Genomic DNA, 12,564 nt, shown 5'->3' on the forward strand with positions numbered 1-12,564 from the left:
ACATCCGGTGGACCGGAGGGGATCAGCCGCCGTCACCGGTCGCGGTCGCCTGTGCGGCGGGGCGGATGGCGCGATGTGTGTGGGTCGTTGCGTGCACCCTTCGTTTCGCGGCACGCGGACATCGCGAGATGTCCTGTACCGGACCACCGGCGGTTGTGCGCACGTCGCGGCGGCCTCCACAACGGTCGACGCTCTGAGATCGATCTACATCTGTGAAGAAAGCGCTTTCCGTCGGCAGACGATAGGGGGCCCTTCGTTGGCTGGCAAGAGTCTTGGCATGAACAGCCTTGCTCTGTCGTGAGGTTGCTGACTCGGGGTGCCTGGATGGGTGCGATGCGAACGACGCAAGGGCTCGGCCCCAGCGCGCCCCTCCGCGACGGTGAAGCGCTTACTCGTGGTCGTCGCGGTGTGAGCGCTTCTCCGTGAGCGCATCGCTGCGCGGCGGAGACGTCTCCTGGGTGCGTCTTCCTGGTCGCACGGGCCCAGGCGCGTGCCGGACAGTTGGTGAGCACCTCACTGGCCAGGAGTTCGAGGGGAGGTTGACACAGCCACTGTGCGTGTCAGCGGGCGGAGCGAATCATCACGGTGAGGACGGGCGACGCCTGCGACGGCTGGCTCTGACCAAGGTCTTGGTAGCCCCACGACTGGTACAGGCGGTGGACCTTTCCATCGCCAGCCGCCGGGTTCACCATGAGCGTCACATACGACTCGTCCCGCGCGGCAAGGAAGGCGTCATGCAGACGCCGCGCGGTCCCGGTCCCCCGCCACTCGTCTCGTACGCCGATCTCCTTCAATGCCACGGCCGGACGGCGGGTGTACTCCTCCCCCGGTTCTGGAGCAGTGCGCCGCCAGTACCGGTCACCTTGCTCGATGCGGTTGCCGTAGGCGTAGCCGACCGGTTGCCCGTCCGCATACGCGAGGACGACCACGAACCCCGGTTCGGCGCTGTGCCGATCCGGCCGCTCACCGAAGGCCACGTTTGGGCGCCCGCTTTCACGGCGTGAGTCGGCACGGCCGAACCGTCGACCTGAACCTCACGGAGATTCGCCGCTATCCCGAGGCGTCGGTCGCGGAGGTGGATCCGCCCCACGCCGCTCGCGTTCTCCTCGCCGGCACGGGCGCACGCGACGTCCGCCTCGAAGCGGGAGACATCCTGAAGGAAAACAACCCGGCCACCTGATCTCACGATCCACGGGCGGAGCACGGTGTCCCGGTTCCCGAGTTCCACTCCTCTGAGTCAGCTGGTTCGGGTGTCCGCGAGCCAAGTCCGCCAGACGTGAAACGTGTTGGGGACCTCCGGGTGGTCGAGGAGCCAGAGCACGTAGCCGGCATGGAGTTGGGACCACGGGTTGTGCGAGTGGCGTGCCCAGTTGAGCCTCGTGCGCAGTTCATCCCCGTCGACGGCTCGGGCCACCCGCACGTACTCACGGTCCTTGCAGCGGTAGGCCCGCTGCACGACGAGTTCGACGACGTCGATCAGCTTCTCTGTGACGACCTCGCTGTGGCCGCTCACCGCCACCCTCCGAATGAGGGATTGCTTCGTACCCCATGCCTTGGCGTGCTCCGTCCACTCCTCTGGATAGCGCGCCTCCCACTCCAGGAAGAGCAGGGCGAAAGACAGTTGAGGGCACGTCCTGATGTCATCCGCGGGCCTCGTCAGCCACAGTGCCTCCGGCAGACAACGACTCTCGACATCGTCCGCGCGTGCGCGTGCCGCCGCGACCTCCGGGGCTCGGAACAAGGTCTCCGCATCCGACCTGCTCGCCTGGATCCAGTACTCGTTGTACCGAGCGTGTGCCTTCTGGGCTTCCGCGCGGGCCTCGTCCAGCCGGACGAGCGCCGCGCCCCGCTCGACGTTGTCGGGTGCTATCAAGCCGTACGTCCAGCCCAGACGCTCAGCCCACTCTACGGGGCCATACGCGTTCGGACCCGCTGCTTCCGCCATGGCGCACATCTTGCCTTGGCCTGTACGCAAAGGCGATCCCCGTTTTCGGCGGTGCCTGGCGCCGGAGAGCGGAACAACGGCGAGGTACCGCGACGTCGGCATCCGCCGTCGCCAGGTGGTGGGATCAGGGGCGTGATCAGGACGAGGGCTGGTCCGGGTTACGGGCATGCGATGGCGGCAGCCGGAACAGGTCTCCCAGTCTGCGCAGAGCCCGTGTGTCACCGGATGCCGACGCGGCACCGGTCTCGATCGCCTCGGCGAGCGTGAGGCCTTGGCCGGTGAGGCGGAGGAACGCCTCCTGGCTGATCGTGACGGTCGCGTCCGGGCGCTGAGCCGGTCCGTGCAGCGCCTCGATCGCCCCGTCATCGATCCGGGCGTGGAACCACTCGTCGTCGATGCGGAACTCGTACACCGCGTGGAGTCCCGCGGCGGCCTCGGCGTCGAAGCAGGCTCGCAGACCGAGGACGGCCCAGCCCGGATGGAACGTCTCGGTGGCGCGCCGTTCACCCATCGCCCACTTGAGGCCCCACCGGGCCAACTCCAGGACGGCCGGGGCGAGTTCCTCTCCGGCTTCGGTGAGGGCGTATGCCGGGGTCCGGGCGGGCGGAGGGAGCGTGATCTTGTGCGCCAGTCCTTCGCGCTCCAGATGCTTGAGGCGGGCGGCCAGCAGTCCGGTGCCGAGGCCGCGGAGGCTGGCCTGCAGGTCACCGAACCGCTTGGGGCCGGTCAGAAGCTCGCGGATCAGCAACAGCGTCCAGCGCTCGCCGACGAGGTCGAGGGTGCGCGCGGTGGCGCAGTACTGGTTGTACGTTCGCTGTTCCACTGCATCATTCTAGACTTCAGGCTTCCTCTTCTTGAAGGAAGCGGCATCGAGGAGGATCCGGGCGAGCGGCTCCGGATCGGTCAGCATCACGTCGTGCGGACCGTCCAGCGCGTGGGTCCGGTACCCGAGGGCTTCGCCGAAGCGGTCGAACGGGTAGGTCTGCGGTCTGCAGTGGACGGCGGTTCCGGGAATCCGGTCGACGGCCCCGCTCAGGCGAGTGGGTTCGGTGAACGTGCGCAGCGGTTGGGGGAGCATGCGCGCGGCCAGCCAGGCCGCGTCGTCGGTGTCGACGACGCCGAACACTTCCGGGGGCGGGGCCGGGATCCGCCAACCGTCTCCCAGCTTCTCGGCCGCCGCGCGGACCGTGTCGGCGAAGCCGTCGGGGGCCAGGCTCACCATGCTGGCACCGTCCGGCCCCGCCCATCCGTCCACGAGGACGATGTGCCCGATGAGATCGGGCCGGACGTCGGCGGCCTCCCGGACGACCAGGCCCGCGTAGCTGTGCCCGACGAGCACGAGGTCGCCGTCCTCCCGAACGGTGTCGAGGGCGGCGGCGACCACACCGGCGTGGTCGTGGAGTCCGTGGTCCCCGGCGGTGCTGAGGTCCGGGGTGAGCGTTCGCGCGCCGGCGGCGTGCAGCAGAGGGACGATCCGGTCCCAGGCCCATGGACCGTGCCAGGCGCCGTGGACGAGGACGAACGTGGTCATCGGGCATCCTCCTCGCGGAGCAGAGGCAGAACCCGGTCGGCGAACTCTTCCAGTCCCGAGTCGTGGTCGTCGGTCGCGAGGCGGATGACGAGGTGGCGGGCGCCGGCCGCGATGTAGCCGTTCAGCCAGTCGGCGGCCTGGCGGGCGGTACCGGCGAACATGGCCTGGACGGAGGCGACGAACTCGAGGGGTGCGTCGTAGTAGCGCTCGACGCTCGTCCGCAGGCGCCGGCGCGCGTTCTCCGGGTCGTCGTCCAGGCAGAGCGTCGCGTACAGGGCGGGGGTGACCGAACGGGGCGTCGCCGCTTGCCCGATGGCCTCCTGGATGGTCTCGCGCTCCTCGCCGTAGGTCGTCGCGTCGATCGGATAGGGGAGCCAGCCGTCGGCGAGCCGGGCCACGCGCCGCAACGCCGGTCCGCCGCTTCCCGCCAGCCAGATCGGCGGGCCTCCCGGACGGGACGGCGGAGGTTCGATCCGCACGTCGTCGAAGGCGAAGTGCTCGCCCTTGTACGTCACCGCCTCCCCCGACCAGAGCCGCCGCATGGCATCGATCGACTCCTCCATGCGGCTCATACGGCGGGCGAACCCGATACCGACCGCGGCGAACTGCGCCTGGGTGTTCGGGTTCGGGAACCCGCCGCCCATGCCCGCGATCAGCCGTCCTTCCGACAGCCGGTCGAGGGTGGCCAGTTGATGCGCCAGCAGGATCGGATGGCGCAGCGCCGGCAGCAGCACCGCCGTGCCGATCGCGACCCGCTCGGTGGCCTGGGCCGCGGCGGCCAACAGCATCAGCGGATCCGCGCGCGGCCTGGTGACGGGGCTGTCCCCGGCCCAGACCGAGTCCAGCCCCAGGCGCTCCGCTTGTCGCGCCTGGGCGATGAGCCGGCCCGGTTCGTGCTCGCCCGTGAGCGACTGGTCGCGCGTCGGCAGCAGGTAGCCGATCTTCAGTCCCGCCATTTTCCCTCCCGGTTGCCGTGAGGGTCCCGATCATAGGCCGTTGACTTCTTGTTTTTGAAGTGTCAGATTCATATTTCGGTAGCACTGAGAGGGAGTCAGCATGACCAAAGCGCTCTACACGGCCCATGCGCACGTTGCCGGCGGCAGGAACGGCCACGGCCGCACGAACGACGGGCGGCTGGACCTGGACCTGCGGCAGCCCAAGGAGCTGGGCGGCGACGGTGAAGGGGCAAACCCCGAGCAGCTGTTCGCGATCGGCTACGCAGCCTGCTTCGGTACGACGCTCGCCCTGGTCGGGCAGTTCGCCGAACTCAAGGCCGACGACGCGGAGATCGACTCGTCGGTCTCCCTGGCACCGGTCGACGGCGGCCGCTTTCAGCTCGGCGTCGAACTGCGGATCTCGCTCCCCTCGATCACCGACGAGCAAGCGGTCCACCTGGTCGAGACGGCCCATCAGGTCTGCCCGTACTCCCATGCCACGCGCGACAACATCGACGTCGCCCTGGTGGTGAACGGCACCCACCTGTGACACCGGCCCCGCTCCTCACCCGCCGAGAGGAGCGGGGCCTCAGCACCCACCCGGAAGTACGTCGCTCATGTGCCATGCCGTCGCTCGTGGCGCGCATGTGCGAGTTGACAGGCCGTGCGGAGCAGCTCGCGGGTTGCCTCGCTGGTCCGCCGGCCCGGATTCACCACCGCGAGCCAGCCGACGGAGCCGTACACGGGGTGGGCGATCACGGTGTCGGTGACGCTCGGGTCGTCGTCGGCGGCCGGCTCGCCCGGTGCGTGGCCCGTCCAGTCGATGAACGCTTCCTTCCCGGCGGCGATGTTGACGCGGAACGTATCCGGCCGGTCCAGGCGCGAACTTTCGTCGCCCGGGTAGTCCTTGGTCACGATCGTCGCGAACGGTTGGGCCGTCTTCGGCACGACGCCGTCGGGCGAGCAGAAGAAGAACACGTCTCCCCAACTGATCTTTGGTGAGCCGTCGTCGGGGCCCGGCCTGATGGCCAGGACTCCGTCGAAGCCTTCCAGGAAATAGATGATCTCGTCGATGGTCATGTCATCGAGCGTTTCATTAAGGTGCTCGTGGAGACTTCGAGCCGGAAAGTGGAGGATCGACGGGTGACAACCCTCAACTCGTCGTCCCTGCGCACGGTCGATGTCGCCCGGCGGGCCGGCTGCTCCGTTCAGCAGGTGCGCAATCTCGAGCGCGACGGTGTGCTTCCGCCGGCGACGCGCACGGCTGCGGGCTATCGGATGTACGGGGAGATCCACCTGTATTCCGCACGGGCCTACCGAGCCCTCGCGATCGGCACCGGTCCTGTCGAGGCCAAGCGGATCGTTCGTGCCGTCCATCAGTCCCCGACGTCGGAAGTACTCGCCCTTCTGGACGCGGCGCACGCCGGACTCGACCGAGAGCGTAGGGACCTCGAGCTCGCCAAACAGGCCGTCGAGGCGATCGGTGTCGAGCCGATCGAAGGCGTACGTCCGTCGGACTCGATGAGCGTCTCCGAACTCGCCGCCGCGCTCGGCGTACGCCCGTCGGCGTTGCGGCACTGGGACGCCGAGGGTCTCGTCGTTCCTGACCGGGTCCCCCCGCGAGGGACGCGTCGCTACACACCGGTCCAGGCTCGCGACGCCCGGATCGTCCACCAGCTACGCAGCGCCGGCTACCGCATCGATCCGCTCCGGTCCCTGATGCCCGAGCTGCGTCACGGGCGCGGATCGGCCGATGTCCGAGCCGCGCTGGCGGCCCGAGACGCGAGCCTCGCGACTCGTTCCCGAGCCCTCCTCGACGCCGCCGCCGCACTCAGCGCCGTCCTCACTGCCGCGACTGCGACCCGGACGTGAGGGCTCAGGATGCCGACGTCGCCAGCGTCGAGGAGGGTTTCAGCGGAGGTCCTCGGCGGTGAAGTGCCGGTGGTACCTCATCCCCTCACCGGTGCCGCGCAGCACCCAGAACGCGTCGAGGTCCCGCTTCCGCGCGTCCAGGAAGCCGGGGGCGGCGAACACCACGTCCAGGTGCTTGTCGCCGTCGGTGTCCAGAAGCGGGCCGACGACGGTGACGCGGTTGCGGGTCGGGCCCCGGCCTGCGGAGGGGGTGTCGCTTCCCGGGACGCCGGGGGTTGCGAGGGTCACCGCCTGGACGGCCCCGGCCTCCGCTGCGAGGGGATCGGGAACCAGCCAGACCACACCGTTGTTGTTGTTCGCGCCGGTCGCCGAGACGACCAGATCGGCCCTGCCGTCGCCGGTGACGTCACCGAGCGCGGTGCCGCCCATCCCCTCGTACTGCGATTCGTCCGTCAGCCCTGGCGCAGGACCCGTACTCACCCCGTCCCGCTCACCGGTCTCGGGCCCGGACCGGGTGCTCAGCCAGTAGCCGGCACCCAGTTGCTCCTGGTACGCCAGGAAGCTCGCCGTGTACAGGTCGTCGACGCCGTCGCCGTCCACGTCCCCCGGCTGCCCCTCCAGATCGGTGGCCTTGTCACCGTCGAAGTCGCCGGCGAGGAAGCGGGCCGGAAGTGAGTCCGGCCAGCGCTCGTCGGCCAGGTTCTGGACGCGGGCGGGTGCGCCGCCGCGCTCGACGGGGCCGAACCACACCGTGCCCTCCGGTCCCGTGGTGCCGCCCGGGATGAACAGGTCGGCGTTGCCGTCCCCGTCGAAGTCCCCGGTGGCCACGGGGCTTCTCGGCGCCCCTGCGAGCGGCTGCGGGTCGCCCACACCGCGCGGCCCGCCCCACAGCACGGCCGGACCGCGTCGGTCCGGGGCCTGGACCAGATCGGTGTAGCCGTCGTGGTCCAGATCGGCGCGGAACAGCTGCATCTGCTCCGGCCCCGTCTTCGAGGTCGGTTGCGTGAAGACGGTGCGTCGGCGCGGATCCAGTCCGTCCGCCGAGCCGTACACCACGACCAGGCTCGGGCCCGCCACCATCGCGGCGAAGTCGTCGTATCCGTCGCCGTTGAGATCCCCGGGCCGAGGTCGCTCCGAGGGCTTCCCCGCCGGCGGCCGCTCGCCCTGGGAGCGGGCCGGGTGTCGCCGCCCCTTGCCGCCGTCGCCGTCGACCGAACCCTGATCGGTGCTGCACCCGGCCCCCAGCAGTACGGTTGCCAGCGCCGCTGCGGCGAATCTCAGGGGGCGGCCGACGACGCGAACTGCCATGGGGGTCGGAGGTCGACGCCTGCGCCCCGTGCCGAGATGCCGGTCGACTCTCGGGACCGCCGACAGCAGCAACATCTCCGCCTTCCGTGGCACTTGCACCATCCGCTCCATGAGACCTCGCACCTCGACGATGCCGAAACACACAAGTGACCACCGGCGGGGGGAATGGTTGCCGCCGATGGGCCACTCCGCCGCGCCGGGCACCCGGCCGCGGGCGCGAACATGATGTCGAACACGTTCGCGAGCAACCGGTCGGGGCCCGGCGGGGCGATCCGTCGCGGCCCTCAGTCCCGGCGGGTGCCCTGGCACAGCCGGCTGATGATGGCCGCGCCCTGGTCCGGGTGTCCTCGGAGCCAGGTGCCGAGGTGTTCTCGGACGGCGTCGGCGACGCAGGCACGCACGGTGTCGCCGCCGAGCCGGCCGCGCGTGGCGCCCTGGAACTCGGGGCGGTCCAACTTGACGGACACGACCGCTGTCAGGCCCTCGCCGATCCGGTCGGCGTCGAGGTCGAGGTCGCGGTCCGCCGCCGCCCGTTGCCGCGTCTCGCGTGCGTACGCGTTGATCGCGGCTGTCATCCCTTGGCGGAAGCCCTCCATGTGCGTACCGCCTTCGGGGGTGGGCAGGCTGTTGGCGAAGCCTCGGACGCACTCCTGACGGGACCCGCTCCACCGGAGGGCCACCTCAACCGTCCCCTCCATCCGCGGGTCCTCCCGTTCGAAGGCGATGACGTCCGGGTGCACGGGCGCCCCCGCCCGCGCGCCGAGGGAGGCGACAAGGTCCAGTGCTCCGCCCGGGTACCGGAACCGCTCCGACCGGGGCCCGCCCGGCGGACGCTCGTCACGGAGCGAGATGTCCAGGCCCCCGTGCAGATAGGCCAGTTGCCTGAAGCGCTGGGCCAGTACGTCGAACGAGCACTCCGTCGTCTCGAAGATCTCGGGGTCGGGCCAGAAGACGATGGTGGTCCCGCTTCCGGTCGCCGGCCCGGCGTCGGTGGGCGGGGTCGATGAGACACCGCGCGTGTACTCCTGCACCCAGCGGACGCCCTCGCGCCGCACCTCGACCGTCAGGCGACTCGAGAGGGCGTTGGTGACACAAGGCCCCATGCCGAAAGCGCTCAGGGCCGCGTTGTGACGGCCACCCAGGTCCCTCCAGGCGTGCGGAAGGGTCAGCAGGGCTTCGAGCCCGGCACTGTCCGCGTCCGCGTCCGTGTCGGCCTCGACCGGGATGCCTGGGCCGTCATCGGCGACCCGCACACCGCCGTCGGACGTGAGCGCGACGTCGACGGCGCCGGCGCGGCCCGCCAGGACCTCGTTCACCGCCCGTCCGGCGACCTCGAACACCATCTGATGCAGGCCGCGTACGCCGGTCGAGCCGACGTACATTCCGGGCCGTTTCCGGATGGCTTCCAGCCCTTCCAGCACCTGAATGCGGGAGGCGTCGTACTGGACGGCTTCCTCGTTCACGCGGTCCCCCTCCGAGCGTGCCCAGCAGTGCCCCCAGGTTACGTAAATAATCGAAAAACACCAGGTCAGAGCCCTTTCGCCGAACGCCTGTACAGACAGGTGCCGACCTGCGCGGAGGCCGTCGACCCAGGGGGCCGGACCCGTGGCGACGGTGCGGCCGGGGCCCCACCGAGACCGCACACAAGCCTGTTCCCGACAGCCCTGGGGCCTCCGATTCCGATGGCGGGCACCTCGTGCGGAGTGAGGGCGCCCCGTCCAGAAAGGCGCGTCCGCCCGGACGGCTACGGCACCAGATCCGACAGCGCCGCAGGGGGCAGCGACGGGTTGCCGGCCGCCGCTTCCACCACTGCGCCGTCGGCGTCGGTGAGCAGCTCCACGATGACCCCTGGCGGGAGTGCCGGATGGCCGGCCGCGATCGGCTTCGCCCGTTCGAACGCCAGGCAGGCGAGCAGAGTCGAGGCTGTCGCGTTCCGATGCCGGGCGATCTCGCGGAACGCCTTCGGCACGGGAGGTTCGTGCCGCGTCAGGTGTTCCAGCAGCGCCGGACTCGCGTCCGGGTTCTGCGCCACCTGGGCGAGGACCCGGACGCCATGTCGGTCGACCATGGCGCGCAACTGCCCCTCGGTGAGGCCCGGATGAGGAGCGATGGCCTTGACCACTTTGGCGTCGGGGTCGGTGGCCAGCACATCACGGACCTCCGGCGGCAGATCGCGCCGTTGTGTCAGGAGCATGCGCGCCGCCGGGTCCGGCGACCGGGCCAGCTCCTGGACCTCGGTGGGAGACGCGACGGCGATGCGGGGCAGGAGGGTGGCACCGATCTTGGCCGTTCGGGCCAGGACGATGAGCACGTCGAGCGGTACACGGGGATGGTGGGCGAGCGCGCGGCGCACGGCGGGGTCGGGGTCGTCAGCCAGCTCACGGATCAGGGCGTCGTAGATCGCGGGATTCTCGGCGAGGTCGGCGCGGACACCGGGAACGGAATCCGACGCGAGCCGCGCGCACACCTGAGCGGGCAGGTCCGGGCGAGCGGCGAGCGCCCAGCGCAGCTGCGTCGAAGGATGGTCCGCGAAACCGACGACGGCTTCGGTGGGAGTGGCGGGGTTGCCGAGTGCCGCCTGCCGCGTCGCGTGGACGGTGGACTCGTGGGAGCCGTCGCAGGAGGCGCCTGGCAGCAGATCGCAATCGGGCCGCGGGCAGAACGGGTCGTGGACGAAGGGGGCTTCCTCGCGGTCGCAGACCAGACACCGCCGCGCGGGAGGCAGCCCCTCACCGGTGATGAGCGCGGCCAGTACGCCTGGGGGCGTCGCCTCGTTGGCCGCCGCCGCGCGGCGGACCTCGGCGTGCGGATGCTCCGCGAGCCTGGCGGCCATGTCCGGTGTGGTCCACAGCGCGAGCTCGGCGACGACGCGGACGTCCGGGTCCGCCGCGAGCGTCTCCACCACGTCGGGCGGGAGGCCGGGGCAGGCGGCCAGCTTCTCCCGGTGCTCCAGCACCGGATCCACCGCGAAGAGGCGAGCCCACTCCGGGCTGCCGGATCCCTCGTCGAGCAGGGCGAGGGCGGCGTGCGGCTGTGCCGCCGGATCGATGTCGGCGGTGGTCAACAGGCCCGCGTACGCGAGCTGGACGCCGCACTCGTCGACTCGCGTGAGCAAGGCGACCGCCTGCGCGCGACTGAGGTCCGCCCGGCCGGCGAGGTCCCCGGCAAGGTCGGCGTCCGCGACCGCGATCAGCCGGTTCACCGACTCGGACGACAGGGCGGCATTGGCGGCGAGCCCGCGCAGGACATGGTTCACAGGGAGCATCCTGCCCGCGCCGCGACCGATCCGTTTCAGGAGGAGGGCAGGTCGACCCCGTACAGCGTGCGACCGCCGACGAGCTCCCGGCCGGTGACCAGTTCGGACGCGATGCGGATGAAGACGTCGCTGGGCGAGGTCACCCACGATCGGGGTCCTGTCCGGACCAGGTGAGCATGCTCGGCGGGATCGTTCACGACCAGGGCGTGGCCCGTCACCACGACGCTCCAGCCGGAGTGCGCGACCGCGTCCACGGCGTCGGCCTCGAACGCCACCACCACACCGTCGATGGCGCGGGCCAGTTCCGAGTCCGCCGAAGTCCGCAGCACGACGAAGGACTCGGCGTCGAGACTGAAGTTGACCAGCAGGACGGCGGGCAGGGCGTTGCGCGTGTGGACGACCCTGCCGATGGGCGCCTCGCCGAGCCGGTCCAGACATTCCTGCCTGTCGAGTTCACGAAATCCGTCGTTGGGATTCATCACCGGAGCCAACTCTCACGCGATAAGGCGACACGGGGACGGAGCGACATTTGGTCCAGGCTGTGGCGGGGGGAAGCGGGACCAGGGCCCATTGGTCCCGGTGAACGGGGAGTGTCCGCTTCCCGGCGCCGGCGCCGGTACGTACGACGTCCCGATCCCCCGCCGCGATCCACCGGTCGCCGGATCATCGTCCCGATCACCGCACGGCGATCCGGCGACCGGTGATCCTGTCCTGGTCGACACGTACCCACACGTCGCGATCCTCGCCGCCGGCCCAGGGCCCGCTGTAGGCGAGAGCGCCGAGCCGGCGGACGGCCTCGGGATCGGTCACGGCCCGGGCGCGGCCCTGGACGAGCACGCTCCAGCCCTGGCTGAGGGCCTCGTCCACGTGATCGACCTCGAAGGCGACACGCGATCCGACCGCCGTCGCGGGCGCCGCACCGGGTGCCGTCCTGAACGTGACCGCCCCGTCGATGAGGCTGTAGTTGACGGGAAGGACGACGATTCCGTCCGGGGTGTCGGTGGCGATCCTTCCGACGCCGTGTGTCGACAACCGTGCCTGGCACTCGTCGGGAGCAAGTTCGATCAGTTCGGGGTGGTCGGCGGCCTGCCCGAGGCCCGGCGGGAGGTCGGCCTCGCCGCCGTGCAGTGCGGCGACGCTGGTGTCCAGGGCGTCGGCGAGCCGGATCAGGACGCTCGTACCGGGCATCGCGGTGGACTGCTCCTCCAGGTAACGGAGATAGCCGGCGGCCATGCCCGCGCGGACGGCCGTGTCCTCCCGGGTCAGACCGAGTTCCTCGCGTCGGGCGGCGATCCGCCGCCCCACGTCGCCCGGTGCGGTCGCGGCCGAGGCCGCCTGGGGGACGCGCCGCGGCACCTCCTCGACGCACGGCTTCACCTCGGCACCCGGCTCCGTGTCGAAGCATGGTTGCGCCTCGGCACCCGGCTCCGTGTCGGCGGCCCGAGACACGTCGGCACCCGGTTCCGCCTCGCCGCCCCGTTCCGCCTCGCCGCCCCGTTGCGCCTCGCCGCCCCGTTGCGTGTCGGCGCCCCGTTGCGTGTCGGCGCCGGGTTCCTCGTCGGCCTCCGGCCTCGCGCCCGGTGGACCCTCGGGCCTGTCCTCGCTCCTCGGTGCCCTGCCGGACATGGCCCATCGCGGTTGGTCGGACATGACCCGTCGTGTCTGTTCGGACATGACTCTTCGCTTCCTTCCGTCGGGACGTGACGGCGACCGGGGC

General features: G+C 70.8%; 14 protein-coding genes. 3 read left to right on the forward strand and 11 right to left on the reverse strand.

What is annotated here, in order from left to right:
- Nucleotides 1–560: 560 nt before the first annotated feature.
- A complete protein-coding gene (locus tag ACFWBT_RS05155; RefSeq protein ID WP_385696069.1) occupies nt 561–977 on the reverse strand; it encodes a GNAT family N-acetyltransferase in 417 nt (138 codons plus the stop codon).
- Nucleotides 978–979: 2 nt separating this feature from the next.
- Here ACFWBT_RS05155 and ACFWBT_RS05160 point away from each other — a divergent pair, with 2 nt between their 5' ends.
- The gene (locus ACFWBT_RS05160) at nt 980–1,180 is read left to right on the forward strand and encodes a hypothetical protein (protein WP_385696071.1); all 201 of its coding nucleotides are present in this window, start codon (nt 980–982) and stop codon (nt 1,178–1,180) included.
- Nucleotides 1,181–1,237: 57 nt separating this feature from the next.
- Here ACFWBT_RS05160 and ACFWBT_RS05165 read toward each other — a convergent pair whose 3' ends face one another.
- The 4 genes from ACFWBT_RS05165 to ACFWBT_RS05180 all read right to left on the reverse strand — a co-directional run bounded on the left by ACFWBT_RS05165 (nt 1,238) and on the right by ACFWBT_RS05180 (nt 4,432).
- On the reverse strand, nt 1,238–1,873 hold the full coding sequence (locus ACFWBT_RS05165) for a hypothetical protein (RefSeq protein ID WP_385696073.1): 636 nt from the start codon (nt 1,871–1,873) through the stop codon (nt 1,238–1,240).
- Between the two features lie 208 nt (nt 1,874–2,081).
- Nucleotides 2,082–2,768: a winged helix-turn-helix transcriptional regulator gene (locus ACFWBT_RS05170; protein WP_385696076.1), complete on the reverse strand. Its 687-nt coding sequence runs from the start codon at nt 2,766–2,768 to the stop codon at nt 2,082–2,084.
- A 9-nt stretch (nt 2,769–2,777) separates the two neighbouring features.
- A complete protein-coding gene (locus ACFWBT_RS05175; protein ID WP_385696079.1) occupies nt 2,778–3,476 on the reverse strand; it encodes an alpha/beta fold hydrolase in 699 nt (232 codons plus the stop codon).
- On the reverse strand, nt 3,473–4,432 hold the full coding sequence (locus ACFWBT_RS05180; protein WP_385696081.1) for an LLM class flavin-dependent oxidoreductase: 960 nt from the start codon (nt 4,430–4,432) through the stop codon (nt 3,473–3,475). Before ACFWBT_RS05180 ends, ACFWBT_RS05175 begins: the two co-directional genes overlap by 4 nt.
- 100 nt (nt 4,433–4,532) lie before the next feature.
- Here ACFWBT_RS05180 and ACFWBT_RS05185 point away from each other — a divergent pair, with 100 nt between their 5' ends.
- Nucleotides 4,533–4,961, forward strand: coding sequence for an organic hydroperoxide resistance protein (locus ACFWBT_RS05185; protein WP_385696083.1), 429 nt, complete (start codon nt 4,533–4,535; stop codon nt 4,959–4,961).
- A gap of 65 nt (nt 4,962–5,026) precedes the next feature.
- Here ACFWBT_RS05185 and ACFWBT_RS05190 read toward each other — a convergent pair whose 3' ends face one another.
- Nucleotides 5,027–5,491, reverse strand: coding sequence for a DUF6194 family protein (locus ACFWBT_RS05190; RefSeq protein ID WP_385696085.1), 465 nt, complete (start codon nt 5,489–5,491; stop codon nt 5,027–5,029).
- A 63-nt stretch (nt 5,492–5,554) separates the two neighbouring features.
- Here ACFWBT_RS05190 and ACFWBT_RS05195 point away from each other — a divergent pair, with 63 nt between their 5' ends.
- On the forward strand, nt 5,555–6,283 hold the full coding sequence (locus ACFWBT_RS05195; protein WP_385696087.1) for a MerR family transcriptional regulator: 729 nt from the start codon (nt 5,555–5,557) through the stop codon (nt 6,281–6,283).
- 39 nt (nt 6,284–6,322) lie between these two features.
- Here the strand turns inward: ACFWBT_RS05195 and ACFWBT_RS05200 are convergent, their stop codons facing one another.
- The 5 genes from ACFWBT_RS05200 to ACFWBT_RS05220 form a co-directional block, all read right to left on the reverse strand.
- The gene (locus ACFWBT_RS05200) at nt 6,323–7,591 is read right to left on the reverse strand and encodes an FG-GAP and VCBS repeat-containing protein (protein ID WP_385696089.1); all 1,269 of its coding nucleotides are present in this window, start codon (nt 7,589–7,591) and stop codon (nt 6,323–6,325) included.
- Between the two features lie 284 nt (nt 7,592–7,875).
- Nucleotides 7,876–9,054, reverse strand: coding sequence for a DNA gyrase subunit B (locus tag ACFWBT_RS05205; RefSeq protein ID WP_385696090.1), 1,179 nt, complete (start codon nt 9,052–9,054; stop codon nt 7,876–7,878).
- 281 nt (nt 9,055–9,335) lie between these two features.
- On the reverse strand, nt 9,336–10,847 hold the full coding sequence (locus tag ACFWBT_RS05210; RefSeq protein WP_385696092.1) for a hypothetical protein: 1,512 nt from the start codon (nt 10,845–10,847) through the stop codon (nt 9,336–9,338).
- A gap of 35 nt (nt 10,848–10,882) precedes the next feature.
- Nucleotides 10,883–11,326: a pyridoxamine 5'-phosphate oxidase family protein gene (locus ACFWBT_RS05215; RefSeq protein ID WP_385696095.1), complete on the reverse strand. Its 444-nt coding sequence runs from the start codon at nt 11,324–11,326 to the stop codon at nt 10,883–10,885.
- A 196-nt stretch (nt 11,327–11,522) separates the two neighbouring features.
- Entirely contained in the window at nt 11,523–12,521 is a 999-nt protein-coding gene (locus tag ACFWBT_RS05220) for a pyridoxamine 5'-phosphate oxidase family protein (RefSeq protein WP_385696098.1), read from the reverse strand.
- Between the last annotated feature and the right edge of the window lie 43 nt (nt 12,522–12,564).

Origin of the sequence: Streptomyces sp. NPDC060027, assembly GCF_042737005.1 — a bacterium.
In the GTDB taxonomy this organism is placed as follows: Bacteria; Actinomycetota; Actinomycetes; order Streptomycetales; family Streptomycetaceae; genus Streptomyces.

What these genes read in the sequence shown, in the direction of transcription:
- ACFWBT_RS05175 (WP_385696079.1), bottom strand. Translation starts at nt 3,476, where the DNA reads ATGACCACGTTCGTCCTCGTCCACGGCGCCTGGCACGGTCCATGGGCC.
- ACFWBT_RS05180 (WP_385696081.1), bottom strand. Translation starts at nt 4,432, where the DNA reads ATGGCGGGACTGAAGATCGGCTACCTGCTGCCGACGCGCGACCAGTCG.
- ACFWBT_RS05185 (WP_385696083.1), top strand. Translation starts at nt 4,533, where the DNA reads ATGACCAAAGCGCTCTACACGGCCCATGCGCACGTTGCCGGCGGCAGG.
- ACFWBT_RS05190 (WP_385696085.1), bottom strand. Translation starts at nt 5,491, where the DNA reads ATGACCATCGACGAGATCATCTATTTCCTGGAAGGCTTCGACGGAGTC.
- ACFWBT_RS05200 (WP_385696089.1), bottom strand. Translation starts at nt 7,591, where the DNA reads ATGGCAGTTCGCGTCGTCGGCCGCCCCCTGAGATTCGCCGCAGCGGCG.
- ACFWBT_RS05215 (WP_385696095.1), bottom strand. Translation starts at nt 11,326, where the DNA reads ATGAATCCCAACGACGGATTTCGTGAACTCGACAGGCAGGAATGTCTG.
- ACFWBT_RS05220 (WP_385696098.1), bottom strand. Translation starts at nt 12,521, where the DNA reads ATGTCCGAACAGACACGACGGGTCATGTCCGACCAACCGCGATGGGCC.